Origin of the sequence: Limnohabitans curvus (assembly GCF_003063475.1) — a bacterium.
Lineage (GTDB): Bacteria > Pseudomonadota > Gammaproteobacteria > Burkholderiales > Burkholderiaceae_C > Limnohabitans > Limnohabitans curvus.
On record NZ_NESP01000001.1, the window covers coordinates 1,813,921 to 1,839,438 of the forward strand.

The following is a 25,518-nucleotide window of genomic DNA, read 5'->3' on the forward strand; positions in this document are numbered from 1 at the left end:
TCAATTGGAGCTTCACATGAAAAAGCAGTTCGTTACCTTGGCTGTCTCAGCCCTCTTGGCTGGCACCGCATTTGCGCAAGCCAATGACACCCTCGCCAAAGTCAAAGCCGCAGGCAGCATCACCATGGGTGTGCGCGACTCTTCGGGCGCGTTGTCTTACACCTTGGGTGACGGTAAGTATGTGGGCTACCACGTGGAGATTTGCCAACGCATCATCGCCAACGTTGAAAAGGCAGCTGGCAAAAAACTCGAAGTGAAGTACACGCCCGTGACTTCACAAAACCGTATTCCTTTGGTTGAGAACGGCACCGTGGACATCGAGTGCGGCTCCACCACCAACAACGAAGCGCGCCAAAAGCAAGTGGCGTTCGCATTCACCACCTACGTGGAAGAAGTGCGCATTGCCGTGCGTGCCAACTCTGGCATCACATCGATTGCTCAGTTGAACGGCAAGAACGTGGCCACCACCACCGGCACCACATCTGTGCAGCTGTTGCGCAAGAACGAACGCGCCACCGGCGTTGACTTCAAAGAAGTGTTCGGCAAAGACCACGCAGACAGCTTCTTGCTGCTCGAGTCTGGCCGCGCTGATGCGTTCGTGATGGACGGCCAAATTTTGGCTGGCAACATCGCCAACTCCAAAGCCCCAGCCGATTTCAAAATCGTGGGCGAAGTGTTGAACGTTGAGCCCATCGCCATCATGTTCCGCAAGGACGACCCAGCTTTCAAGAAATTGGCTGACGACACCATCGCTGGTTTGGCCAAGTCTGGCGAACTCGCCAAGCTGTACGACAAGTGGTTCACACAAGCGATTCCTCCAAAGAACATCAAGCTTGGCATGCCTGCCAGCGATGCCAACAAGGACGCTTGGAAAAACTTGAACGACAAGCCTGTCGAAGCCTACGCTAAGAAGTAATTTAGAAAACGCAAGACATGACACTCGATTGGCAGGTTTTTCTTCAGGACGATGGCGGGGGACGAACCTACCTCGAGTGGATGTTTGACGCCTGGGGCTGGACGCTTTCTGTAGCGGGCAGTGCTTGGGTGGTGGCCATGGTGTCGGGGTGCCTGATGGGTGTTCTGCGCACCTTGCCACAAGACACGCGTTTGAATGTTTGGTTAGCAAGATTCGCCAACGCGTGGGTGGAGCTGTTTCGCAACATCCCCGTGTTGGTCCAAATTTTTCTCTGGTACTTTGTATTGCCCAAGATCTTTCCGGCCATGCAACAAGTGCCGGGGTTTGTGTTGGTGGTGTTGGGCCTAGGCTTCTTCACGTCCTCACGCGTGGCCGAGATGCTGCGCGCTGGTATCCAAGCCATGCCACGCGGCCAGCGCTATGCGGCCATGGCCATGGGCTTTACAACGTGGCAAACGTACCGCTATGTGCTGCTGCCGATTGCGTTTCGCACCATTTGGCCGCCACTCACCAGTGAGTCGATGAATTTGTTGAAGAACTCATCGGTGGCCTTTGCGGTGTCGATTGCCGAACTCACCATGTACGCCATGCAAGTGCAAGAAGAAACCTCGCGTGGCATTGAGGTGTACTTGGCCGTGACGGCGCTGTACACCGTGTCAGCCTTTGCTGTGAACCGTGTGATGGCCTTCGTAGAGCGCCGCATGCAAATCCCTGGCCTCGTGGTCGCGGGCAATGTCGGCGGGGGGCACTGAGCATGAGCGCACTCGATTTTTCTTTTGTCGAATGGGACATCTTCAACAAGTTTGTGTTGAAGGGGATGCTGTTCAGCATTGAGCTGACCATCATCGCCACCGTGGGCGGCATTGTGTTTGGCACCATCCTCGCGCTCATGCGCTTGTCGGGCAACAAAGTGCTAGAACTGCCAGCGGTCATCTATGTGAACGGCATGCGCTCCATCCCCTTGGTGATGGTGATTCTGTGGTTCTTCTTGCTGATTCCGTTTTTGATTGGCCGCTCCATCGGGGCTGAGCTGTCGGCCACGATCACCTTTGTGGCTTTTGAGGCCGCGTACTTCAGCGAAATCATGCGTGCGGGCATTCAGTCCATTCCGCGTGGTCAGGTGATGGCAGGCCAAGCCTTGGGCATGAGCTACAGCCAGAACATGCGCCTGATTGTGTTGCCGCAAGCCTTTCGCAACATGATTCCTGTGTTGCTCACGCAAACCATCATCTTGTTTCAAGACACCTCCTTGGTCTACGCCATCGGCGCCTATGACTTGCTCAAGGGCTTTGTCACCGCAGGCAAGATTTATGGCCGCGTGGAAGAGGTGTACATCTTGGCGGCCTTGGTGTATTTCGTGATTTGTTTTGGCCTCTCGGCCCTCGTGCGTCGCTTGCAAGCGCGCATTGCCATCATTCGCTAAGCGTTAAGCTGCGCTGGAGTTCATCGTGATTGAATTAAAAAATGTTTCCAAGTGGTACGGCCCCGTGCAGGTGCTGAACAACTGTTCCACCAGTATTAAAAAAGGTGAGGTGGTGGTGGTTTGCGGCCCGTCGGGCTCGGGCAAATCCACCCTCATCAAAACCATCAACGCCTTGGAGCCTTTCCAACAAGGCGAGATTTTTGTAGACGGCATCGCTGTCCACGGCAAAGACACCAACCTGCCCAAACTGCGCAGCCGTGTGGGCATGGTGTTTCAGCACTTCGAGCTGTTCCCCCATTTGTCGGTGACCGAGAACCTCACGATCGCCCAGCAAAAGGTCTTGGGCCGCAGCGAAGAAGAAGCCCACGCCCACGGCTTGAAATACCTAGAGCGCGTGGGCCTGATGGCACACAAAGACAAGTTCCCAGGTCAGCTCTCAGGCGGCCAACAACAACGCGTGGCCATTGCCCGTGCCTTGAGCATGGACCCCATCGTGATGCTGTTTGACGAACCCACCTCAGCCCTCGACCCCGAAATGGTGGGCGAGGTGTTGGACGTGATGGTGGACTTGGCGAATGAGGGCATGACCATGATGTGCGTGACCCACGAAATGGGCTTTGCGCGCAAAGTGGGCAGCCGCGTGATCTTCATGGATGTGGGCGGCAAGATTTTGGAAGACTGCTCGAAAGATGAGTTCTTCAACCACCCAGAAAACCGTCAGCCACGCACCAAAGAGTTCTTGAACAAGATCTTGGCGCACTGATTTTTTCTTCGCACCCAAGCCGCCCAACTGGTGTTGGTTTAAACATTTCAGGCGATTGTGTTTGCGTTGGCTAGCGCTAGCCGTTTGCGTAGAGCCGCAAGGGCCTCTTTAGCGAAGATGCGTTAGCACACCAATAGTCCAACCAAACTTTTGTAAGCCGCAGTCTGTGGGTGGAGGCCGTGGGCAGGTGACGATTTCTGGTACTCCAGCATGAGGAACCTGCCCACGGCCTCCGCCCGCAGCGAGCCCAGCAAAAAACAGAAGACAATTACAGACATGACGCAAGAAATCACCATCACAAAACCCGACGACTGGCACCTGCACGTGCGCGATGGCGCTGCACTCAACACCGTGGTGCCCCACACCGCCGCCGAATTTGGCCGTGCCATCATCATGCCCAACCTCAAGCCCCCCGTCACCACGGCGGCGCAAGCGCTTGCGTACAAACAACGCATCTTGGCAGCTGTGCCTCAAGGTGTGAGCTTCGAGCCTTTGATGACGCTCTACCTCACCGACAACTTGCCCGCCGACGAAATCGCCCGCGCCAAAGACGCAGGCGTGGTCGCTGCCAAGCTCTACCCAGCAGGTGCCACCACCAACAGCGATGCCGGTGTGACCGACATGCGCAAGACCTACAAAACACTCGAAGCCATGCAAAAGGCGGGCATGTTGTTGTTGGTGCACGGCGAAGTGACCAGCCCCGACATCGACTTGTTTGATCGCGAAGCTGTGTTCATCGACACCCAGCTCATTCCGCTGCGCAAAGACTTCCCCGAACTCAAAATTGTGTTCGAGCACATCACCACCGCCGAAGCCGCGCACTACGTGGCCGACAGCGACAAGTACACGGGTGCCACCATCACCGCGCACCACTTGCTCTACAACCGCAACGCCATCTTCACCGGCGGCATTCGCCCGCATTACTACTGCTTACCCGTGTTGAAGCGCGAGACACATCGCCAAGCTTTGGTGAAAGCGGCTACCAGCGGCTCGCCCAAATTTTTCTTGGGTACCGACAGCGCGCCACACCCTGCACAGCTCAAAGAACACGCCACAGGCTGCGCAGGTTGCTACACCGCCCACGCGGCCATGCCCATGTATGCCGAAGCGTTTGACAACGCAGGTGCGCTCGACAAACTCGAAGGCTTTGCCAGCTTCCACGGCGCAGACTTCTACGGCCTGCCACGCAACACCGGCACGCTCACGCTGCGCAAAGAGAGCTGGACACCCCCCGAGAGCTTTGCGTTTGGCGAAGCTGATTTGAAGCCTCTGCGCTCTGGCGAGGCCTTGCCTTGGCGCGTGGTTTAAATCCAAAAATTGAAGGCTTTGCAGGTGCTGTTTTAGCCGATATAGATTGGTCTCAACCGTGGTTCTCGCCTTGGCGTGAACTCGGTGAGCCCACTGCACGCCAAGCCCTGCAACAGCAAAGCGTCGCCAAAGCTCTTAACGCAATCACATACGCAGCCAAGCGCGAGGCCAGCGCGGGCTCGGGTGATATTGCGAGCGCAGCGAGCGTGAACACGACCCGTGCTGGCCTCGCGCTTGGCGATGCCAAAGCCCAGAAGCAAGAGCGAACAGCAACGACGAAAAACGAACAACTTCAAGAAGTGAAGTTCGTCCCCCAGTCAGCTTTGCCCGAAGGCCAAGCCTACGAAGACTTCATCTTCAAAACTGCCCAAGTGCCCACCAGAGATGGTCTGCATGATTTTTTCAACGGCTTGTGTTGGCACCGCTTCCCGCTGGCCAAACGTCGTTTGAACCAGTTGCAAGCGGCAGAGATCGACACCCAAGGCATTCGTGCCACGCGGGGCCCAGTGCGCGATGCGCTCACGCTGTTCGATGAAAACGTGGTGCTCATGCACGCGCCCGACGACGTGTGGGCCGCGTTGCAAGCGCGTGATTGGCTACGGCTGTTCGTGGACTTGCGTGACCAATGGCAGCAGGTGCACCTGGTGTTGTTTGGCCACGCCTTGCTTGAGAAACTGGTCACGCCCTACAAGTCCATCACGGCGCATGTGTATCGCGTGGACAGTGACATCAATCCGCACGATGAAGCCGCGCTGGATGCCTGGTTGGTGCAAGACTTGCAACCCGCCAAACTCGCCACCAAACCCTACGAGCCGCTGCCCATTCTGGGCGTGCCGGGTTGGTGGCCAGCGAATGCTGAACGCGCCTATTACGAAGACGTGAATGTCTTTCGTCCCAAGCGCGAGATCGTTGCCAAAACCACGCATGACTTTGCCTAGTTTCCGTGTGGTTTTTAAAAGCCGATCCATTGAATTGCAACAATTCGCCCCTACCATTCACAGCAGCGGACCTTTGTACTGCCCGCTGAAAAGGAAACCATGAAACGCATTCTTCTGTTCGTCCTCACCAACCTCGCCGTCATGGTGGTGCTGGGGGTCGTCGCCAGTTTGCTCGGCGTCAATCGCTACCTCACCGCCAACGGTTTGAACCTGTCGGCCTTGCTGGGCTTCTCGCTCATCATGGGTTTTGGCGGCGCCATCATTTCGCTCTTGATGAGCAAGCCCATGGCCAAGTGGAGCACGGGCGCACACGTCATCAACCAACCTAGCAACCAAGACGAAGCTTGGTTGGTCAGCGTGGTGCAACGCTTGTCTGAACGCGCGGGCATTGCCATGCCCGAAGTCGCTATCTACGAAGGCGAGCCCAACGCGTTTGCCACCGGCGCCTTTAAAAACTCAGCCTTGGTGGCGGTGTCCACCGGTTTGCTGCAGGGCATGACCAAAGAAGAAATTGAAGCCGTGTTGGGCCACGAAATTGCTCACGTCGCGAACGGCGACATGGTCACGCTCACGCTCATCCAAGGCGTGCTCAACACCTTCGTGGTGTTCTTGAGCCGCGTCATTGGCTACTTTGTCGACAACATGTTGCGCAGCAAAGACGACGAATCTACCGGCCCCGGCATGGGCTACTACATCACCAGCTTTGTGCTGGACATCGTGCTGGGCTTTGTGGCAAGCATGATCGTGGCGTGGTTCAGCCGCCATCGCGAGTTCCGTGCAGACGAAGGTTCGGCCCAGCTCTTGGGCAACAAGCAACCCATGATCAACGCCTTGGCCCGTTTGAACAGCATGCAAGCCGGCAACTTGCCGCCTAGCGTGGCTGCCATGGGCATCACCGGTGGCTTGGGCAAGTTGTTTGCCTCGCACCCACCGCTGGAAGATCGCATTGCCGCGTTGCAAAACGCACAAGGCTAAGCGTTCTTCGCATGAGCAACATCGCACGCAAGGGGTATTTTTGAGATGAAGTTTTTTCTGTGAGCCATCCATCCTCTCCTTGGACGGTCGCCCCTGTGCAAGCAGTGGCGACCGTTGCCATTCAGCCTGCTGCTGAACTCACGCCTGCGCAAAAACGTTTCAACACCTTGTTGGCGCGTGTGTCGGCGTTGTCGGATTCGATTGCCACGTTAGAAGCTTTGTCTACACAACACCGCAGCAGTCACCTGACTGCGATGAGCTCGTTGAAAAACCAAGAAGACACTGCACGCAAAAACCTGTTGTTGTTTTTAGATGGCCGTTTGCATCAGGCAGAGCTCACTGCCTCACACAGACGCAGCGCCACGCAAATCATCCTTGGTCTTTGTGAGGCGCTAGAGCACAAGAACGACGGCCAAGTGCAAGCCGTGTTCAACCAGCACCACAGCGAAGAAGACGCACAAGCCTTGGCCGAAGAGGCGCGTGCAGGTGCCGAGCATGCCAAAGCCGTGTTTGAAGATTTATTCGGCAAGCCTTTGCATGGCGCGGACGACTTACACACGGCAGAGGCGGTGTTTGAAGCCGGCCTGCGTCAATACCGCGAACAGCAACAGCGCCTCGAAGACAAACGCCAAGCCAAGAAGGCCAAGAAAAAACCAGCAGCCCGTCAGCTCAAAGACGCACAACAAAAGATGGATGCCAACACCGCGCTGCGCACGGTGTATCGCCAGCTCGCCAGTGCCTTGCACCCCGACCGCGAACCCGATGAGGCCGAGCGCGTGCGCAAGACCGCGCTGATGAGCGAAGTCAACGCCGCGTATGACCGCAAGAATTTGTCGGAGTTGCTCAAGCTGCAATTGCAGATTGCACAGATCGACAGCGCGGCTTTGAGCCGCATCGCCGACGACAAACTCAACGCCATGTGCCTGCTGCTCAAAGAACAAGTGGAAGCGTTGGAAGAAGACGAAGCACAAGCCCAGTTTGAAATTCGCCACTACCTGGGCGTGAGCGAACTCGACCACATCAGCGCCGAGAGCTTGGCGCGCGCACTGGCCATTCAGCTGCGCGACAAAGAGCACGAGGTGGACACGCTAGAGCGTGACTTGCGCCGCATTCAAAACGAAGCAGAGCTGAAACGCTGGCTCAAAGAGCAAGCGCAGCTGGCCAAAGACGCGCGGGCCGAGCTGACGGATTTGGATAGGTTGCTCTACCGATAACAAGGTACAGAAATTAAACAGGCAGATAACCTTCCACCGACAAGTAACGTTCGCCTGTGTCGTAGTTGAAGCCAAGCACGGTTGCACCCGCTGGAATTTCAGGCAGCTTCTGCGCAATCGCGGCCAGCGTCGCGCCCGAAGAAATACCGACCAACAAACCTTCTTCAGCAGCGCTGCGACGGCCCATTTCACGAGCAGCCTCGGCTTCAACTTGAATCACGCCGTCTAGTAACGCGGTGTCCAAGTTTTTAGGAATGAAGCCTGCGCCAATGCCTTGGATGGGGTGGGGTGCAGGTGCACCACCTGAGATGACGGGCGATGCGGTGGGCTCGACCGCGTACACCTTCAAGTTAGGCCACTTGGCTTTGAGCACTTTGGCTGCGCCTGTTAAGTGGCCGCCCGTGCCCACGCCGGTGATGAGCACGTCCACGCCATCGGGAAAATCCGCGATGATTTCTTGCGCGGTGGTGCGTGTGTGCACCTCGATGTTGGCGGGGTTTTCAAACTGTTGTGGAATCCACGCGCCGGGTGTTTGTGCGGCCAGTTCTTCGGCGCGGGCGATGGCACCTTTCATGCCTTTTTCGCGTGGCGTCAAATCAAACGAGGCGCCGTAGGCCAGCATCAAGCGGCGGCGTTCGATGCTCATGCTGTCGGGCATGACCAAGATGAGTTTGTAGCCTTTCACAGCAGCCACCATCGCCAAGCCCACGCCTGTGTTGCCTGATGTCGGTTCGATGATCGTGCCACCAGCTTTGAGCGCGCCCGATTTTTCAGCGGCTTCGACCATGGCCAACGCGATGCGGTCTTTGATGGAGCCACCGGGGTTGGTGCGCTCGGACTTGATCCACACCTGATGCGTGTTGCCAAACAAGCGGTTGATGCGGATGTGGGGCGTGTTGCCGATGGTGTCTAAAACGCTGCTGGCTTTCATGGGTTGCTCCTAGAAGAAATGAGTTGTCGTGCGACGGCTTCGCCTACTTTAATGCCATCCACGCCCGCTGACAAAATGCCGCCCGCATAACCCGCACCTTCGCCTGCGGGGTACAAGCCAAAGAGCGTGGGGCTTTGCAAGGTGTCGTCTTCGCGGGCGATGCGCAGGGGCGATGAGGTGCGTGTTTCCACACCCGTCATCACTGCATCGTGCATGTCAAAGCCTTTGATTTTTTGACCAAACACGGGCAGCGCTTCGCGCATGGCGGTGATGGCGTAGCCGGGCAATGCGCTGTTGAGGCTGACCATCTTCACGCCGGGTTTGTAGGACGGCTCGACGCTGCCCAGCGCAGTGGAGGCACGGTCTGCCACAAAGTCGCCCACCAGTTGTGCTGGCGCTTCGTAGGTGCTGCCGCCCAGTGTGTAAGCGTGAGCTTCGAGTTGGCGTTGCAATACCAATCCTGCCAGCGGATGGTAGCCGCCGGGTGCATCGTGTGTGGTGTGGCGCACGGCGTTGCCTAGCTCTTGGCCCAACTCGGCTTCAAACGCGGCGGGGTCGGTGGGGTAGTCGCTGGGGTCAATGCCCACCACGATGCCTGCGTTGGCGTTGCGCTCGGCGCGTGAGTATTGGCTCATGCCGTTGGTCACCACGCGGCCGGCTTCGCTGGTGGCGGCTACCACCGTGCCGCCGGGGCACATGCAAAAGCTGTACACGGCGCGGCCGTTTTCGGCGTGGTGCACCAACTTGTAGTCGGCTGCGCCCAGCAGCGGGTGACCCGCGTGTTGGCCCCAACGTGCGCGGTCAATCACGCCTTGTGGATGCTCAATGCGCACGCCCACCGAGAACGGTTTGGACTCCATCGCCACCGCATGGCGGTGCAGCATGGTGAAGGTGTCACGCGAGCTGTGGCCCAGCGCCATCACCACGTGGTGGGTGGGCAGGGTGTAGGTCTCGCCCGTGGCGTGGTTGTGAATGTGCAGGGCTCGGATGGCTCGGGGTGCAGGCGTGTTGTGTGCGTTGGACGCATGGCTTGCGGTGTCTTCGTAGTCGATGTCCACCACACGTTGTTCAAAGCGCACCTCACCGCCTAAGCGAATGATTTCTTCGCGCAAGCCTTCCACCACTTTCACCAGCTTGAAGGTGCCGATGTGCGGGTGCGCGGTGAACAAAATTTCTTCGGGCGCACCAAAGCGCACAAACTCGTTCATCACCTTGCGGCCCAAGTGGCGCGGATCTTTGATTTGGCTGTACAGCTTGCCGTCCGAGAACGTGCCTGCGCCGCCTTCGCCGAACTGCACGTTGCTTTCCACATTCAAAATCTTTTTGCGCCACAAGCCCCAGGTGTCTTTGGTGCGTTGACGCACGGTGGTGCCGCGCTCAATCACGATGGGTTTGAAACCCATTTGCGCCAACACCAGCGCCGCAAAAATGCCGCAGGGTCCAAAGCCCACCACCACGGGTCGTTCGCCTGTATTTGTTCCCCAGTCGCCCGGTGCATGGGCAGGCGCGTGCCACGACATGTCAGGTGTGGGTTGGATGTGCGAGTTCTTTTCGTACTTGGCCAGCAGCGCAGTTTCTTGCGATGCGTCAGCCAAGGTGATGTCCACGATGTAGACCACCAGCAAGTTTTGCTTGCGCGCATCAAAGCTGCGTTTGAAAACATCCAGCGTGGCGATGGCGTCTGTTGAAAGCCCCAATGCTTCAGCAGCTAGCGTGCGAAGTGCATCAATCGGGTGAGGTGGAAGCTGGCGGTCTGCCTCGGTTTCGGCGGGCGCATCGGCGGCGCGGCGTTCTTCAACAGGGAGGGCAGACAGCGGGAGTTTGAGTTCTGAGAGTCGAATCACAAGCGTGTGGCCCGTGGTGATCGGGCAAGTTATGTCGAGGGCCTTGATTATCCGTCGATAATCAAGTCGTGAAGCTCGCTAGGCCGTCGCTGGTGCAATCTGGGAAACCAGGCACTGGAGGAACGTCCGGACTGCGTAGGACAGCGTAAGAGGTAACACCTCTCCACCGTGAGGTGAGGATTAGAGCAACAGAGACGAGCCGATTTAGTTCGGGTGAAACGGGCAATCTCTACGCGCAGCAATACCAAGTAGGCCAACGTTGAGGCGGTCCGCTGAGTTGGCGGGTAGGTAGCACCGAGCCGAGTGGGCAACCCTCGGCCCAGATTAATGACGGTCACGCCGTGGGCAACCACGGTGCACAGAATCCGGCGTATCGGCGAGCTTCACACTTTTATTTCCCCCCGAGATTTCTCTCGTTCGCTTGGGCTGACGTGCGTCTCATTTTGAAAGAACGAGATGCCACACCCAACGCCCGACGACGATTTTGAAAAACCCATCGTGCATGAAACGGCTCTGAGTAAGTCGATGGTGTTTTCAGACATCGACATTCAAAGCCGCATGAGCGTGGCTCGGCCCGATGAGCTGCAGTTTGAATACACGCGTTTGATGATGGGCGTGCTGCTGTTTCACCCGCAGCCTAAAAGCATCTTGATGGTGGGCTTGGGCGGTGGTTCACTCGCCAAGTTTTGCTACAAGAATTTGCCGCACACACACATCACGGTGGTGGAGATCAACCCGCATGTCATCGCGCTGCGCCAAAGCTTTTGCATTCCCGATGACGATGCGCACTTTCAAGTGCTGCAGATGGACGCCGCCGACTTCATGGCGCACACCGAGCAAACGTTTGATGTGGTGATGGTCGATGGCTTTGACCCACAAGGCATGCCCGAGCAGCTGTGTTCGCCGCAGTTTTATTCAGATTGCCGACGCGTGTTGAATTCTGGCGGGGTGGCGGTGGCCAACTTGCACCGATTCAGCGCGTACCGCGATGTGTATGTGGACCGCATGGAGTCTGCCTTTGATGGCGCACTGTGGGTGGTCAACGCACCCGGCACCACCAACTGCGTGGTGTTTGCCATGCACGATTTTTCTAAAGACACAAAAATCACTTACAGCAAACACAAGCCTGCGCACATGAGCGATGAGGCATGGGCGCAAATCTCGCCCAGCGTGGCTCGGGTGTTTTTAGCGACGCAAGCGCCTGCGCTGACTTAGAGCGCCACCATTTCAAGAACGCGATGCTCCCGCGAAAGATCGGTGCCTGTGGTTACCGCCACGATGGCACCTGATAAATCAGGGCGCATGTTGTGTGGCAGCAGCGTGCCCTCTTGACGCCAAGCGCAATGGAAACTTTGGCAAGGGTCTTGGGGGCGCGCATCGTAAATGCTGCAACCTTGGCGGGTGCAATGTGAGCATGCAGTGCAAGGCTGGCAATTTCTCTGGTTGATCACGTGCATGCGCCACGATAGCCAGACCACCACGACAGGTGCGTGACGTCTGTGTCATTCCCGTTTTGTATGACGCAGATGTCATTTGAGAGTTCGCAATGAAAAACCCCACCGTGTTGCCACGATGGGGTTTTAGACTTTTAAATCCTTAACTGGCTAAGCCAGCTTGAGAATTAGAAGGAGTGGACGATACCCAAAGCTGTTTGCTGGTATTTCGTTCCGTTGTTGTTGGCCAATGATGTACCAGCACTGTTGCTGCCAGCGCTAGCATCTTTCTTCAAAGAACCAGTGTTCACGTAAGCGTAGGTACGCTTGCTGACGTCGTAACGCACACCAAAGCTAGAACCTGTGTATTTACGGTCTTCACCTGTAGCTGCTGCAACGTACTGCTTGTCTTTCATGTTCAAGCTTTGTGCAAAGAACGTGGCTTTGCCAACTGGGACGCGGACGCCAAAGCTTGTACCTTGGATCTTGCCAGCGCCAGCGCCTGTATCAGTTGCATCATCGTTCTGCACAGCTTTTTGGCTGTAGTACTGACCGTAAAGCTTAGCGACGCCCATGTCATAAGAAGCAGCTAACAAGTCAGTCTTCTTAGTAGTGTTAGCGGCTGCGGCAGCAATAGTCAAATATGGAGCTGGAGATTGCGCGTAGTTGGCAGCCAAGACGGCTGGAGACTGAGATGTAACTTCGTCATGGAAGTAACCAGCGTTGATCGGGCCTTGTGTGTACTGTGCACCCAATGTCCAACCTTTACCGTTACGCAATTCACCACCAAGTGCTGGAGCTGTTGCACCACTGCCAGTAGCAACAGTACCTTGATTAGAACGGTTACCCGAAACGCCACCAGACACCAACCAACCACCAGCCAAGTTGTAGTCAACGCGAACACCGGCACGACGGTATGCGCCAACATCATGAGCGATTTGGTTACCGAATTGGTTAGATTGAGCAGCGTCAGTTTGCACTGCCAAGTTACGCATACCAGTCACGCCGTAACCCACTTGAACGCGAGCAGCGCCACTTTTAACAGCAGCCCACAGTTCACGATCACCCAACACAGTGTTGTCCAATGTGTAAGCGTTGCCGTTAGATGTTCCGTTTGTCAAAGTGAGGTCTTTGGCGATGCCAGAACGTGGGTTTGTGCCAATGCCTTGCTCGATTTTGAACTCAGCTGCCATCCCGCCACCGAGGTCTTCGGTGCCTGTCATACCCCAACGGCTTGTGTCGTTAGCGCTGGATTGCGCACCTGAACGTGTGGTTTGCACGATGTCGTTCAGTTTGTAAGAGATATTGCCAACGCCCATATCCAATGTGCCATACAAAGACACAACGTTTTGTGCGAAAGCAGAAGTCGCGGCCAAAGCGGCCAAAGCAACGAGGGTTTAATTTTGATTAAAGGTACTTGAAGGTGCTGAGAGGGTGCTTCGATTTTGCTTTGATGCTGCCGACACCGTTGCGTTACAAGTTGTACGGTCTGTGGTGTACAACTCACCAGCGTATTTGCAAGCGTCATCGCAACATTTTTTATCATGGCGACCACGGCGGACTAGCGGCTAATGCACGGTTTCAAAGCGTCAGCAAATCGTGGGCGGTCAAAACTTTTAGGTCGCGCGACACGATGTACAACTGTAGGCTGGGGTCATGCTCCATTACTTCACGCACTACACCACCCACGCTGCAAACGACCGATTAATCCCACGCGAGCGTACCGTACCCATACCTGCAACCATAACAGCCGTGCATGGCTACCCCAGCAAGTTGGCGGTGTACAAGATTACTGCTAGCAAATATTGGCAGGTGCGCTGTTGGGTTGCAGGGCGCACACATAAGCGCAGCACAAAGACAACATCGCTGCCAATAGCGCAACGTTTTGCACGTTGGTTTTACGAAGACCTGCTGGTCAAACAACTTGCTCCCCAAGCTGCGGTACAGACAGCAGCATCAGCAACCAAGCACCAGCTGACGTTTGGAGCATTGGCTGCACAGGTTTATGCAGACGAACAAGCGCGGGTCGAACGTGGGGAATTTGGCGCAGGCAGTTTACGAATGTTCCGTAACCGTTTGGACGCACAGGTGCTACCACGCTTTGGGATGATGTTAGCCAACAACATTGACTATGCAGCGTTGCAAGAGTTCAGCCGAACACTCAGCGTCAAGTACAGCACCACCACCGTCAGCCATTACCTGATCGTTGTCCGTAAAGTGCTGGCCCATGCCGTGCGTATTGGTCAGCTTGAACAGCTACCCGAATTTCCCAAAATTAAAATCAAAGCAGCATCGCGTGGTGCCTTCACCCCCACCGAGTATTGGCAATTGCTTCGTGCAGCACGTGCATTGCGGGGACAAAAACATCCCAACAGCAAGCAAGACTTACGCAAACGTATCAAGCAGTGTTACAACGACCACACCATGTCACCAGACATTGCTTGGGCCATTGGCTTCATGGTCAACAGCTTTATTCGGCCTGGTGACTTGACCAAAATCCGTCACCGCCACATTGAACTGGTGCGCGGCAGCACCAACACATATTTGCGCTTGACCTTGCCGGAGACCAAGCTGCACACAGCGCCTATTGTTACCTTGTATCCAGCTGTACGCATTTACCAACAAATCGTCCAGCACCAAGCGCAGCACAACCGTGCCAAGCCAAACGACTACATCTTCCTGCCCGACATTACAAACCGCAACTATGCGCTCACGGTATTGAGTTTTATGTTTAACTGGGTGTTGCAGCACACAGGGTTAAAACTTAATCCCCATGGCCATCCCCGCAGCCTTTACAGTCTCCGTCATAGTGCCATCACGTTTCGCTTGCTGTATGGACAGGGCATTGACTTGGTAACGCTGGCGCGAAATGCACGTACAAGTGTGGAAGTCATCAACAACCACTACGCCAGCACCGTGACGGGTGAGCAAAACATTGCCATGCTGCAAAGCAGACGCACCCACACTACTTAGTTTGCTGGTGGGTGCTGTACGTAGTTACTTCTTAAACCCATCACGCAGCTTGGTACTTGCTGCATCCATCTGTGCGTCCAGCTCGCCGTTTTGTGCCGCGCCAATCAGCACATCCAACACATTGACCAGCTCTTTGCTGTTGGCAACCTCCACGGCAGTTTTGCCTTTTGCCAGCTCCAGCGTTTTGCTGCCGTAAAACACAGCCAATAAAGTCTCATTCTTCTCACCCGTCCACCACCAAGGTTTGATGCGTACCGCTTGTTCACGTACAACACGATTACCGTCAGAATCTTGCACACTTCGCAAACGTTTGGGCGCATACGTGCGGCCTTCGATTTGTGCCAATGCCAGCTCGCGCTGTTCAGTCAACTTCAAAATTAATTTGTTGCGGCGCTTGACTGCGTCTGGCAATGCGCGGGGTTTACGTGCGGTTGTGAGTTTGAGTGCGTTCAATGTGGCCATGGTGCTTGGTCCTTTGGTTGTTTAAGCACCGCCAGTCTGTTGCCACCCTCGCGTCAAGTCGATCATTACACCGATCAAGTTGCCGGTCATTGCTGTTGCAATAACTAGTTTGCAAACTAGTTTTTTGAGCGTCGATTTAATCGACACTGACCGTTACCGCAGTAACACTTGCTACCAAAATATCTCACATTTGTGAGATTTCTATTCAGCTGCAAAAACCTTAACTTAAGCTTTTCACGTACTTGTACAGCGTTTGGCGGCTTAGTCCGTGTCGCTGTGCAACGTGACTTTTGTTTGCACCCAACGCAGTAGCCTCTGCAACGATTTGCTGTATTTGTTCGGGGTCATTCAGCTTACGCTTGCGCCCTTGGTACACACCGCGCTCCTTGGCTTTAATGATGCCTTCTGCTTGGCGCTCTCGTATTAGCGACCGTTCATACTGGGCAACCGCCCCCAACATGCTCAACATCAACATGTCCATGGGGTCAGTACTGTCGCCACCCCGAAATGTCTTGGCCTCCTTGACGAAGTGAACATGAACACCACGTGCAGTTAGTTCTTCAACAATTTGCAACAGGTCGGTAAGGCTTCTAGCAAGCCTGTCCATACTGTGTACGACGACCACACTATTTGGGGGCCAATTACCTGCAAGCATTGCCTGTAGCTGTGGCCTGTCTGCATTCTTGCCACTTGCTCGGTCTGTAAACGTGACTGTCAGTTGTTGGTCGGCTAGCTGACGCTCTACGTTTTGGTCCGCGCTACTCACGCGAACATAACCAATGCGGATGGGTTGTTGGGTTTGCATACATGTCCTTTCAGGTGTTTTATGTGTCACCCCAAGTCTGGACATGTCTTAACGTCGTGTCGATCAATTCATTAACCAACCCTATATGTACAGGTTTGCGCTGTAGCGTATGGGTGTACTCAAACTCAACATTACTGTTTTTGGGGTTTGGGTTTGCTACGCATGTAATTGACCTCATTGGCAATAAATGCCTTGTGCTGTGCAATTCGCTGCTTCTCATCCTGCGTTTGCAAATCACCCCAACGTGTCAACTGCTTCTCCCCCAAATGCCAATACTCATTGTGCGTTTCGAACTGCACCAGCTCTTCCAACTCATGCTTTACTGTTTGGGACAATTTCTTGCGCACTATGAACGCATCGTGTATTTTGGCCAGCACCCCCATGTTTTTGCTATTCAAAAACTCGTACGCTTTGGCCATCGCTTGCGCTTCAGCGTTTTGGTACAAGTACGCAATGACTTTGGCCTTGCTGTGACGCTTGTTTGCGCGAAGGATTTCCAGTTTTAGCAAGGTCGGCTCTTGCACTTCCACGCACTTGTTAATGTACGTGTCCAATGTGTTTTGTTCCCGTACAAAGTCCCGCACATCTGTGCAGGCCATAAATCGCGTACGCTCATCTTCGTTTTTAATAATGTCAGCAAGCGCGGGGTTTTGCCAACCATCATCGCTTGTGCGCCATCCATGCTTGGTTAACTTGGCGCCAAAACAAAGCGCCGTCATTGCTTCTTTAATCAAGCTGCGCTGAAGGTCAATGTGAACGTTGGTACCGTCATCAAACGTTTGGTCCTGCACTTGCTGCATGAACTCAACTTTGTCCTGCAAGTACCACAGCGTGGTGCAGAACGCCTTTTTGACCTCCTGCTGCAATCCCGTGTTTTTCAAATACTCGCTTGCAAAACTCATCTTCCAAGCCACCACGCTGCTGCGTACATCGTATTCCCAGCAGTCGCCAAGCATTGCCCTGCGCAAGTCTTTGTTCACGTTTTGTACGCTCAATGGCATTCCCCCAAACCTCTAGACACTTTTCATAGCGCAGTTTGACGCTGCCGCTCGAACTCATAGGGGCTGAGTTGATCGAGGTGCTTATGGCGTCGAACTCGATTGTAGAAACCCTCGATGTAATCGAAGATGTCCGACTTAGCTTCAGCCCGAGTTTGGTAAATCCGCTTCTTGATTTGTTCGCTCTTCAAATTACTGAAGAACGATTCAGCAACCGCGTTATCCCAGCAGTTGCCTCGACGGCTCATGCTCGGGCTCAGTCGGTTGTCTTTGCACCAGCGGTTGAACTCATCGCTGCCAAATTGGCTACCCTGGTCAGAATGGATGATCACTGAGTCCTTTGGCCTTCTGCGCCACACCGCCATCGTCAATGCATCCAGCACCAAGCTCGTCTGCATGCGTGGGCCCATACTCCATCCCACCACCGCACGCGAATGCAAATCTAGTACAGCCGCCAAATACAGCCACCCTTCATGTGTGCGGATATACGTGATGTCCGTCACCCAAGCTTGGTCGGGTTCGTCGTGTTGGAACTGGCGCTGCAACTGGTTGGGCGCAACCAATGAAGGCTTGCCCACTTTGTACCTAGGGCGTTTGTAGCCTCGAACTGATTTGATTTGAGCCACACGCATCAGCCGCGCCACACGGTTTTCGCTACAAGCCACGCCAGCTTCACGCAGGTCACAGAAGATGCGCGGACTGCCGTAGATGCCCATGCTCTGGTCGTAGAACTCTTTGATCTTTGCCGTCAACACCTCATTGGCTCTTGCCCTTGCTGAGAGCGGCTCATGCAGCCAAGCGTAGTAGCCGCTGCGGTGAACTTTGAGAACGCGGCACATGCTGGTGAGTTTGAATTCGGATCGGTGGGCTTGAATAAATGCGTACTTCACCCGGACTGCTTTGCAAAGTACGCGGCGGCCTTTTTTAGGATATCGCGCTCCTCGGTAGTGCGTCTTAGCTCAGCCTTGAGCTTGGCCATCTCGGCTTGCAGCACCTTTAGATCGTTGGTAGATGGTTCATCAGCCTTTTTGAACTTACTGACCCACGTGTACAGAACACCTTCAGCAATGCCTAGTCGCTTGGCTACATCGACAACCGAGTGGCCTTTATCGATGACTTGTTTGACTGCCTCGTCTTTGAACTCAGGGGCATATTTCGCTCGTTGCATTTGCAATTCTCCATTTCAGTTTTGACATCATATTTGTCTACTGATTTGGGGGAATGCCACAATCCGTCATAGTAAGTGCGGCCAAACTGGCTACGTTTTTTGCGTTGCAGGTACTTGCCACCCAGTTGCTTAGTGACGGCCAGAATTGTTTTGGCTTGGCGTGCATACAACTCACGCTTGCCATCGTTAAGCAACGTAGCCTCGGTCAGCAACCATGTGATGTAGTTTTGCAAGGATGGCTGGTCAATGGGTGCAATGTCGAACTTGTGCAGTAGTTGTTCCTGCGTAAATTCTTCATCTAGCTCTGGGTACAACCGTGCAAGCAGCTGCTCCTCATGCTCCTCGCCACCCGCCAAATACTGGTCAATCTCAGCGTCCGTCAGCTGTCGCAAGCTTCCCGCCGCTGTTAATTCATCCGTCAGTGTGACCAAGTTGGTCAACTGCACCCAAGAGTTTGCATTGTTGAGGTTGTTACCCAGTTCAACAATTTTTATTAGCGCGAGGTCGTTATCGTCCAACCACTTGTGCAGTCGTGTTCGTTTTGGTCCAAATTGGCCGCATCGGTGCAGGGTGCTGACGTTCACGCTGTAGATACCGCGCTTACGCATAAACGTGCTGCGCTTTTGTTGCATGGCATCGTCAATCAGTCCCTGCAAAACTCCCACATATTTGTCCAGCAGACGTGCTGCACTAGCAGCTGGTGTTGGGTGTGCTTGGCGCAGTTTTGCCAATACTTGGGGGTCAATCGTTAGTTTTGTCATATGTGCTCAGTCCTTGTCGCTTGTTTATTTAGCCATACAAGCAGGGCCAGTTGTGTAATTTGGCGCACTTTTTGAAAAAATACACAAGCTTATAGTGAAGAACTTCATCCAAGTAACCAACCCCATGTTGTCCCTTGGAATTGCTTGCTTGCAAGTGAACTAGTCCTACTTTTTTTGTCTACTCAAGGCCTTCTTCCACCCCAAACTTTCCCCCAAATCATTGTTTTCTTAGTGCCGTGGTGGTCGCATTTTTTTGCAGGTCTGCGTATCGTGCTGGGGACAAAACACAAGGAGATTTTGGGATGTATTACTTTGAAGCCAGTGTGCGTGTTGGTGGTCAGCTGGTCAAAACACGTGTCCAAGCCGCCAACGCATTTGATGCCAAGTTGTTGCTACAAGCCCAATACGGCGCTGCAAACATTGTTGGTTTCGTACTGCAAATACGCTAGCCCAAAATCGCCCCACTGTTAAATACAACAACAGGGGGACAACCGTGCGATTACAAGAATTTTTGAGTGCAGATGAGCTGCAACAGTTGGAACAGCTGATTTACGCCAACGTGTACAAAGCGTTAGCCACGTACCAGCAACAACAACGCCTTGCTGTCATTCAGCGCCAGCAAGACAGCACCAGCACTGTCAAACCTCAAGCAACTAAACGCAAAAAGCAACTGGCTAGTAAAGTTAAACGCACTCCCCATGTTGCTGCACCCAAGCCGTTACCCCAGCCAAAGCCGCAAGTAACCCCACAACCCAGCATCCCAAAAAGTTATAACCCCATCAAAGCTGCCAAGCCATTGCCAGCACCTACCCGTGCAGCCATTAAACAGCCCCCAGTAAATCAGGGTGAAAACGCTAGGGCTTTGGGTAATGTTGACCAGCGTGGGCGTGCCATGTTGCCAAAACACCAGCGCGATACACCCATCTGGGACTTGGTCAACAAGCAATAATTCTGCGCTGCCACGCTGACAGCTGCGTGGTCAACGTGATTGCATGATGCTGGGACAAATACACGCCCCAACACCCAGCGCACTATGCCCAAATACTTAAGTTAAGGTTTTCGCAGCGGTGCCAGAAATCTCACACTTGTGAGATATTTTCCAAGCACAAGCGTTACCGCAGTAACGGTCAAGCACCCCAAGCGTCGATTAAATCTACGCTCAAAATTCGTTTACAAACGAAAAACTAGTTTGCAAACTAGCTTTTGTAGCGACGCCCAGCGCCAGACGCTAGCGAAAACCTGCGACAACGCTGAGAAACCTACTGAGCAATGCAGCTACAGCTGACGCAGTGACTAGCAGCAAGACGGGCGTTTTCGTACAAGCGTTAAAAAACCCGCCACGTTTTACCGAAGCGGGTTTGAACTTAAGCAGCTTGCGCTGGTTTAGAAGCGGTAGCCCAGTCGAATTACATAATCCATTGTATTGAGCTTAGCGTCGCCAGTTGTTGTTACAGGTCCGTTAAGTCCTGATCCTGGAGCTGCTGGGCCAACAAATGTAGCGGTAGTTTTAATTGGTATGTAACTTACTGAACCGTTGATGCTCCATTTCTCATCAACGTTGTAAATCACACCTGCGTTATAGACTGGTGCCCAAGATGAGCTGAAACCAGCAGAAGTGCTTGCAAGGGCAGCGACGGTTGTGTCGGTGCTATTGGTTGATACATTGTGAAAAGATACACGTGATACACCAAAGCCGACATATGGTCGCCATTGGTCATTTGTTGTGCCGAAGAAGTATTTTGCGACTGCCGTAGGAGTCCAGATTTTCATTTTGGCAGCCGCTGGATGCGATTGTGGTGCACTACCGTTGGGCATGTACATGTCTTGCGTGAATTCGGCAGGAATGCCGATAGTGAACTCTCCACCAATTTCATCTGTAAACATGTGAAGCAAACCCATTGACACAGTGGTTTGATTGCCGACACTAGCGTTAGCATCTACCAGCTTTCCCGTGAAATAAGCACCCGTGCTTCCTGGGCCAACCGAGGTCATCTTGTCGAGTGAGACATTGGGATTGATTGAAGCCAAACCCACGCTAACAATGTTATCCCCAGCCTTCTGGGCAAATGCGCCAGATGCCGCAACCAACGCAGCACAAGCCAAAGCGATTTTTGAAATAGAAGTCATGTCCGTCTCCAATATGTTGTTTTGAAATTCAAAAAAGCCCCACCACTTTTGCAAGGGATGGGGCTTTAGGTCTTTTTAAATCCTCAACTGGCAAAGCCAGCGTGGGAATTAGAAGGACTTGCTAACGCCGAGAGCGTAACGTGTTTGTGCATCACCGGCGAAGCCAGTAGTAGCTGCGTTACCGCCAGTTGCGTAGTTGATACGGTCAGCACGGAAGTATGCACGAGCAGTCTTGCTGAAGTTGTAGTTCACGCCCATACCCTTCAAGCTACGGTCGTAAGCGCTGGTCGCGACTTGGTCGGTAACTTTGGCCACTTGACCCAACACGTCCCATTGACCCATAGTGTACGTAGCGCCAATTTGTGAGCTTTTACCCTTGAAAGAGTCATTGCTAGATTTGAATTGACCCAAACCAGCGTGCAACTTCAAAGCTGGCAACACAGCGTAAGTAGCGCCCAACAAATTTTGGGTGCTAGTCAAGTTAGCGCCGATAGTTGTAGAAGTTCCAGCAGTTGGGTTAGTTGTACTCATGTTGTATGTCACAACGTTGTTTTCACCAGTTGAGTACTTGATGCTGCTGTACATCGCGTCGATAGGACCTTGGGTATAACGCAAAGCGAATTCTTTAACTCCAACGGTATTGCCTGACTTGGTAGAAGTCGTTTGGTTATCGTTCTTAGGTGTGTAGCTCAAATGACCGCTGAAGCCAGAGAACACAGGTGAAGAGTACTGCAGTGTGTTGTTGATACGGATGGAGCGAATACCAGCGTGGGCCTTAGCGTCGGCGGCTTCAGAAGCAGAAGCAACACCAATTTGGTCTGTAGCGCTAGTACCAACGCCGTTTGCGATCGAGAAGTTAGAGCTGTATGAAGATCCAATAGCTGTCGAGAAAGCAGGAGCAGCAACGGCTGTGGCGTTGGTCAATGTGAAGCTGTTTGGTGTACCCAAACGCACAGTGCCGTACTTGGCGCTGGTCACATCCAAGAAGCTTTGGCTGTTAGCGAAACCGCTACGTTGAGCGTTTGCGTATGTAGCTGTTTGAGATGCACCACCCAAGTCGTTCCAGTCGGTGTTTACAGAGCCACCAACAGACAATCCGTTACCGAGGTCTTCACGGACTTTAATACCGATGGTAGTTGTACCAGCGTTAGAACCAACAGACTTGGCATCTTTAGTATTGTCAGTGTTGTTCACAACTGTGTAAGCGCGGTCAAAGTAGCCGTCGATCACGACTGAAGATTGAGCAAAAGCGCCAGTAGCGGCGAGTGCTGCGATAGCAACGAGGGTTATTGCCACTGCTAAGCCATCTGATGAATTAAGTCTCTGTCAGGGTTCATGATTTTTCCTAGGATTTGCGTGTTCATAACTTTCCAGAGTTACGAACTACGTACACCCTTCACCCTTGTTTTGAAAAATCAAAAATGCTCACCCAAACCCCAGCCAACGAAGATTATTTTTTTATTCCGAAGGCACGCAATTCGCCCATCAAGCAGAGTTTTTCTCTAGTGCAAGGGCTGCCCGAAAAACTCAAGATTTTTCGAATCGCGGGAAGTAAGTATTGGCAGGTGCGTTTTTTCAACCACGGCAAGTACATTGCTAAAAGTTTGAAAACGACAGAGAAGCGAGAGGCTGAGTTGTTAGCGCAGCATTTTTATGCGGATCTAAAAATGCGTGGTGTTGTGAATGAACGAGGCGTTCTGCCAGTGTTGGATGAGATGTCAGCCTACATAGAAAATCAGCGGCTTTTGCATGATTTGATTCAAGAGGTGTTGGCGACTGAGCAAGAGCGTTTGTGTCGAGATGAGATCACGCTGGGGTCATTTTTGATGACCAAAGGTCGTTTGGAAGGGTTGGTGTTTGACTTCTTAAAGACTTGCACTTTGAGGCAAATCAAGACCGAAACGATGGAGGCATTCGTTAGTTTTTTAACTGAGAAAAAGCTGGCGCCGCCAACAATTGTTGGCTACATCGCGTTGATGAGAAAGCTGTTGCGCTTGTTGCTGCGTAAAGAGTTGATCGATAAACATCCGCTATTTCCAAAGATCAAATCACCACCCAATTCGCGTGGCGCGTTCACGGTGACCGAATACCGCGCTATTTTGAGGAGAGCGAAGACGCTTCGAGGTGTAGCGTTTACGAATTGGGGTGATGGCAAGCGTCCTTGGATCAAAAAGAAATACCAGCAAATGCCCGAGTCCATGAACGCCCTGATTCGTTTCATGGTCTATACATTTGTCAGACCCGGTGATATTCGACAACTTAAAAATAAACATGTTGAGGTGGTGAAAGGCAGTTTCAATTATTTGCGACTGACACTGCCTGAAGTTAAGCGGCACAAAGCGCCGATGGTTAGCTTGCCTTCTGCGGTGGGTATTTACGAACGAGTTTTGCAGCGACAAAAAGAGCAGGGGTTTGGCCTGCCCGATGACTATGTGTTCTTTCCAGAAGAACGAAACCGACGGTTGATGCTTGACATCATCGGCTGGTTGTTCAATTGGATTTTGAAAGAGTTAGATCTCAAGCAAGGGCCGCATGGCACGGAGCGAACGCTTTACAGTTTGCGGCATACGGCCATCACGTTTCGATTAATTTATGGCGGCAACATTGATTTACTGACCTTGGCTAGAAACGCGCGCACATCCGTCGAAATGATCGAGAAGTTTTATGCCAGCACGCTGTCAGCAGAGATGAACATCGCTTTGCTGCATGGCAAGCGCTGATCTTGATTTCAGCCTAACGACCGAATACGCTCCACATGCGCCAACAACGAACGCATGGCCACAGGCCACAAGCGTGGTGGCACATCGTCGTAGGCTTGTCTGACCCAATCGTCCATGCTGCCTTCAGGGTGTTGTTGCATCACCTTCAAAATTTTGGCTTCGCGTTTGAGGCGATGCGCTTTGAGGTGCGTGATGCACGCACGCGCATCATGCGGCTCATTCCACAGGTTGCCCAGCACATAGCCGTGGGCGGGCAGGATGAAGTCGATGCGGTCTTGTTCACATGCGGCCAAGAGTTTGTCGAGCGAGTTCAAGTAGTCGTGCATGTTGCCGTCGGGCGGGTCGATGACGGTGGTGCTGCCGTTGAGCACGTGGTCGCCGCTGAACAACAAGCCATCTTCTTCGAGCACCAAGCACAGGTGGTTGGCTGCGTGGCCAGGGGTGTGGATGACGCGCAATGTGTGCGTGGCATCTTTGCCTTGCAACACCAAACACTCACCATCATCTAGCTCGCGGTCAGGGGTGAAGGCACTGTGCGCGCGTGCGGTGGGCTGTGAGGCGAGTCCCAAGATGGGTGGCTTGTGGCCGTGCTGTTCACACAAGGCTTGAAGCGGGGCCGCACCGGGTGAGTGGTCAGGGTGCGAGTGGGTGCACACGATGTAGCGAATGTTGCCGCCCGCAGCACGCCACAAACGGTCTAGGTGTTCGGTGTCAGCGGGGCCGGGGTCGATGGCTGCGTAGCCCGTGTCGGGGTCACCCACCAAATAGCTGTTGGTGCCCGGGCCGGTCATCACGCCGGGGTTGGGGGCGGTGAGGCGTTGCACGTTTTTCAGCAGCAGCACGGGTTGGTCGGTCACCCAATCGAGGTGGTGCAGCATTTGCCCATCGGGGCAGGTGAGGGCGAGTTCGCCGAAGGGCGCTTCGTGCTCCATGTAGCGGGCTTCTTTGCCGCCCAACCAGCCGGCGCGTGGGCAGCTGGTGAACCAAGGTTGTTCGCTGGCGCAATCGGCCAACACGCTGTCCACCGTGGCGTAGCTTTGCAGACGCTCCAGCGTGCGGATGGTGGGGTAAATGATGAAAAAGTTGCCTTCAGCGTGGCGCGCCAAGGCATCGGCAGGGCGCACCCACACGGGTTCGAATTGTTCTTTTTCGTCAGCGACGGGCGTTTGTGCATCGGGCATACGCGCCACGAGAAAGGGCACGTCAAAACGGCGAGGCAGGTCGCGGTCGGTGATCCAGTGCGCCAACACAAACACCTCGTCAGCGGCCAGTGTCAATCCGCGTGTGGCGCATTGGGGTGCAAATTTGCCTTGGGCTGCATGACGGTCCAGCGCGGCAATGTCTGTGGCGTTGGCCATTTGACCGTTGGCGTGGCGGGCCAGCAAGATGCCCAGTTCTTCAAAGCTTTCGCGGATGGCCGCGATGGCTTGGGTCAGGTGTAAGTCGCTTTGCGTGGCGCGGCATTTGGCGTGCGGGTGGGCCAGTGCATCTGCGGCGTCAATGCCCCCGCCCGGGAACACATAGGCACCGGGTGCAAAGCTGGCGGTCATGGAGCGGCGCGTCATCAGCACTTCTAAGCCTTGTGGGCCATCGCGCAGCAACAGCACGGTGGCAGCAGACAAGATGCGCGCGGGTTCTTGATGAGGGTGAAGGAGTTGGGTAGAGCGGACCATGGGCACATTATGAAGACGCCGAAGAAATGGGGGCTTATGAGTGTTTACCCTTGCGTAAAAGCCGCATGAATTTGAGGCTCGCTTGC

The 25,518-nt window shown here is 54.0% G+C and carries 24 protein-coding genes and 1 other RNA gene; 14 read left to right on the forward strand and 11 right to left on the reverse strand.

All coding sequences use genetic code 11. The features are described 5' to 3' along the window. Window positions 1–16 precede the first annotated feature (16 nt). The 8 genes from B9Z44_RS09140 to B9Z44_RS09175 all read left to right on the forward strand — a co-directional run bounded on the left by B9Z44_RS09140 (window position 17) and on the right by B9Z44_RS09175 (window position 7,537). On the forward strand, window positions 17–916 hold the full coding sequence (locus B9Z44_RS09140) for an amino acid ABC transporter substrate-binding protein (RefSeq protein ID WP_108359802.1): 900 nt from the start codon (window positions 17–19) through the stop codon (window positions 914–916). Between the two features lie 17 nt (window positions 917–933). Beyond that, the gene (locus B9Z44_RS09145) at window positions 934–1,668 is read left to right on the forward strand and encodes an amino acid ABC transporter permease (protein ID WP_108402257.1); all 735 of its coding nucleotides are present in this window, start codon (window positions 934–936) and stop codon (window positions 1,666–1,668) included. A gap of 2 nt (window positions 1,669–1,670) precedes the next feature. Beyond that, window positions 1,671–2,339: an amino acid ABC transporter permease gene (locus tag B9Z44_RS09150; protein ID WP_199220219.1), complete on the forward strand. Its 669-nt coding sequence runs from the start codon at window positions 1,671–1,673 to the stop codon at window positions 2,337–2,339. A 25-nt stretch (window positions 2,340–2,364) separates the two neighbouring features. After that, window positions 2,365–3,102: an amino acid ABC transporter ATP-binding protein gene (locus tag B9Z44_RS09155; RefSeq protein ID WP_108402258.1), complete on the forward strand. Its 738-nt coding sequence runs from the start codon at window positions 2,365–2,367 to the stop codon at window positions 3,100–3,102. A gap of 276 nt (window positions 3,103–3,378) precedes the next feature. After that, entirely contained in the window at window positions 3,379–4,410 is a 1,032-nt protein-coding gene (gene pyrC, locus B9Z44_RS09160; protein ID WP_108402871.1) for a dihydroorotase, read from the forward strand. Further along, complete coding sequence (locus B9Z44_RS09165) at window positions 4,395–5,348, forward strand: DUF3025 domain-containing protein (RefSeq protein WP_245912797.1); 954 nt, start codon at window positions 4,395–4,397, stop codon at window positions 5,346–5,348. Before pyrC ends, B9Z44_RS09165 begins: the two co-directional genes overlap by 16 nt. Before the next feature lie 99 nt (window positions 5,349–5,447). After that, complete coding sequence (gene htpX / locus B9Z44_RS09170) at window positions 5,448–6,323, forward strand: protease HtpX (protein WP_108359807.1); 876 nt, start codon at window positions 5,448–5,450, stop codon at window positions 6,321–6,323. Between the two features lie 59 nt (window positions 6,324–6,382). Then, window positions 6,383–7,537, forward strand: a complete 1,155-nt coding sequence (locus B9Z44_RS09175) for a J domain-containing protein (protein WP_146180605.1) — start codon at window positions 6,383–6,385, stop codon at window positions 7,535–7,537. A 13-nt stretch (window positions 7,538–7,550) separates the two neighbouring features. Here the strand turns inward: B9Z44_RS09175 and cysK are convergent, their stop codons facing one another. Both cysK and B9Z44_RS09185 read right to left on the reverse strand, forming a co-directional pair. After that, window positions 7,551–8,468 carry a cysteine synthase A gene (cysK, locus tag B9Z44_RS09180; protein ID WP_108402260.1) on the reverse strand — a complete coding sequence of 306 codons (918 nt, stop codon included), beginning with the start codon at window positions 8,466–8,468 and terminating at the stop codon, window positions 7,551–7,553. Further along, window positions 8,465–10,312: an NAD(P)/FAD-dependent oxidoreductase gene (locus B9Z44_RS09185; RefSeq protein ID WP_108402261.1), complete on the reverse strand. Its 1,848-nt coding sequence runs from the start codon at window positions 10,310–10,312 to the stop codon at window positions 8,465–8,467. The genes cysK and B9Z44_RS09185 overlap by 4 nt, the downstream gene beginning before the upstream one ends. 70 nt (window positions 10,313–10,382) lie before the next feature. Between B9Z44_RS09185 and rnpB the strand changes: the two genes are divergently transcribed. Both rnpB and B9Z44_RS09195 read left to right on the forward strand, forming a co-directional pair. After that, window positions 10,383–10,701, forward strand: an RNA gene (gene rnpB, locus B9Z44_RS09190) — RNase P RNA component class A. A 67-nt stretch (window positions 10,702–10,768) separates the two neighbouring features. Beyond that, window positions 10,769–11,527 carry a fused MFS/spermidine synthase gene (locus B9Z44_RS09195; protein ID WP_108402262.1) on the forward strand — a complete coding sequence of 253 codons (759 nt, stop codon included), beginning with the start codon at window positions 10,769–10,771 and terminating at the stop codon, window positions 11,525–11,527. 406 nt (window positions 11,528–11,933) lie between these two features. Here the strand turns inward: B9Z44_RS09195 and B9Z44_RS09205 are convergent, their stop codons facing one another. Continuing rightward, the gene (locus tag B9Z44_RS09205; RefSeq protein ID WP_108402264.1) at window positions 11,934–13,130 is read right to left on the reverse strand and encodes a porin; all 1,197 of its coding nucleotides are present in this window, start codon (window positions 13,128–13,130) and stop codon (window positions 11,934–11,936) included. Between the two features lie 271 nt (window positions 13,131–13,401). Here B9Z44_RS09205 and B9Z44_RS09210 point away from each other — a divergent pair, with 271 nt between their 5' ends. After that, window positions 13,402–14,718, forward strand: coding sequence for a site-specific integrase (locus B9Z44_RS09210; RefSeq protein WP_146180606.1), 1,317 nt, complete (start codon window positions 13,402–13,404; stop codon window positions 14,716–14,718). 24 nt (window positions 14,719–14,742) lie between these two features. On the opposite strand, the gene B9Z44_RS09215 is transcribed toward B9Z44_RS09210, so the two are convergent. The 5 genes from B9Z44_RS09215 to B9Z44_RS09235 form a co-directional block, all read right to left on the reverse strand. Then, window positions 14,743–15,180, reverse strand: a complete 438-nt coding sequence (locus tag B9Z44_RS09215) for a DUF6641 family protein (protein WP_108359786.1) — start codon at window positions 15,178–15,180, stop codon at window positions 14,743–14,745. A 220-nt stretch (window positions 15,181–15,400) separates the two neighbouring features. Continuing rightward, the gene (locus B9Z44_RS09220) at window positions 15,401–15,985 is read right to left on the reverse strand and encodes a recombinase family protein (RefSeq protein WP_108402247.1); all 585 of its coding nucleotides are present in this window, start codon (window positions 15,983–15,985) and stop codon (window positions 15,401–15,403) included. A gap of 131 nt (window positions 15,986–16,116) precedes the next feature. Continuing rightward, on the reverse strand, window positions 16,117–16,965 hold the full coding sequence (locus tag B9Z44_RS15355; protein WP_245912798.1) for a hypothetical protein: 849 nt from the start codon (window positions 16,963–16,965) through the stop codon (window positions 16,117–16,119). A 44-nt stretch (window positions 16,966–17,009) separates the two neighbouring features. Then, window positions 17,010–18,151, reverse strand: a protein-coding gene (locus B9Z44_RS09230) for an IS3 family transposase (RefSeq protein WP_211308669.1) whose coding sequence is annotated in 2 segments (ribosomal slippage) — window positions 17,010–17,905 and window positions 17,905–18,151 — 1,143 coding nt in all. Because the reading frame shifts where the segments join, the coding sequence is not laid out codon by codon here. After that, complete coding sequence (locus B9Z44_RS09235; protein WP_108402266.1) at window positions 18,067–18,912, reverse strand: hypothetical protein; 846 nt, start codon at window positions 18,910–18,912, stop codon at window positions 18,067–18,069. Before B9Z44_RS09235 ends, B9Z44_RS09230 begins: the two co-directional genes overlap by 85 nt. Before the next feature lie 302 nt (window positions 18,913–19,214). Between B9Z44_RS09235 and B9Z44_RS15190 the strand changes: the two genes are divergently transcribed. Beyond that, entirely contained in the window at window positions 19,215–19,361 is a 147-nt protein-coding gene (locus B9Z44_RS15190) for a hypothetical protein (protein WP_170108488.1), read from the forward strand. A gap of 44 nt (window positions 19,362–19,405) precedes the next feature. Then, window positions 19,406–19,861: a hypothetical protein gene (locus B9Z44_RS09240; RefSeq protein ID WP_146180607.1), complete on the forward strand. Its 456-nt coding sequence runs from the start codon at window positions 19,406–19,408 to the stop codon at window positions 19,859–19,861. A gap of 434 nt (window positions 19,862–20,295) precedes the next feature. On the opposite strand, the gene B9Z44_RS09245 is transcribed toward B9Z44_RS09240, so the two are convergent. Then, window positions 20,296–21,039, reverse strand: a complete 744-nt coding sequence (locus B9Z44_RS09245) for an OmpW/AlkL family protein (protein ID WP_146180608.1) — start codon at window positions 21,037–21,039, stop codon at window positions 20,296–20,298. Window positions 21,040–21,147: 108 nt separating this feature from the next. Continuing rightward, the gene (locus tag B9Z44_RS09250; protein ID WP_108402269.1) at window positions 21,148–22,335 is read right to left on the reverse strand and encodes a porin; all 1,188 of its coding nucleotides are present in this window, start codon (window positions 22,333–22,335) and stop codon (window positions 21,148–21,150) included. 125 nt (window positions 22,336–22,460) lie between these two features. Between B9Z44_RS09250 and B9Z44_RS09255 the strand changes: the two genes are divergently transcribed. Further along, window positions 22,461–23,759, forward strand: a complete 1,299-nt coding sequence (locus B9Z44_RS09255) for a phage integrase SAM-like domain-containing protein (protein WP_108359781.1) — start codon at window positions 22,461–22,463, stop codon at window positions 23,757–23,759. Between the two features lie 8 nt (window positions 23,760–23,767). Here the strand turns inward: B9Z44_RS09255 and B9Z44_RS09260 are convergent, their stop codons facing one another. Further along, complete coding sequence (locus B9Z44_RS09260) at window positions 23,768–25,432, reverse strand: MBL fold metallo-hydrolase (RefSeq protein WP_108402270.1); 1,665 nt, start codon at window positions 25,430–25,432, stop codon at window positions 23,768–23,770. Window positions 25,433–25,518 lie beyond the last annotated feature (86 nt).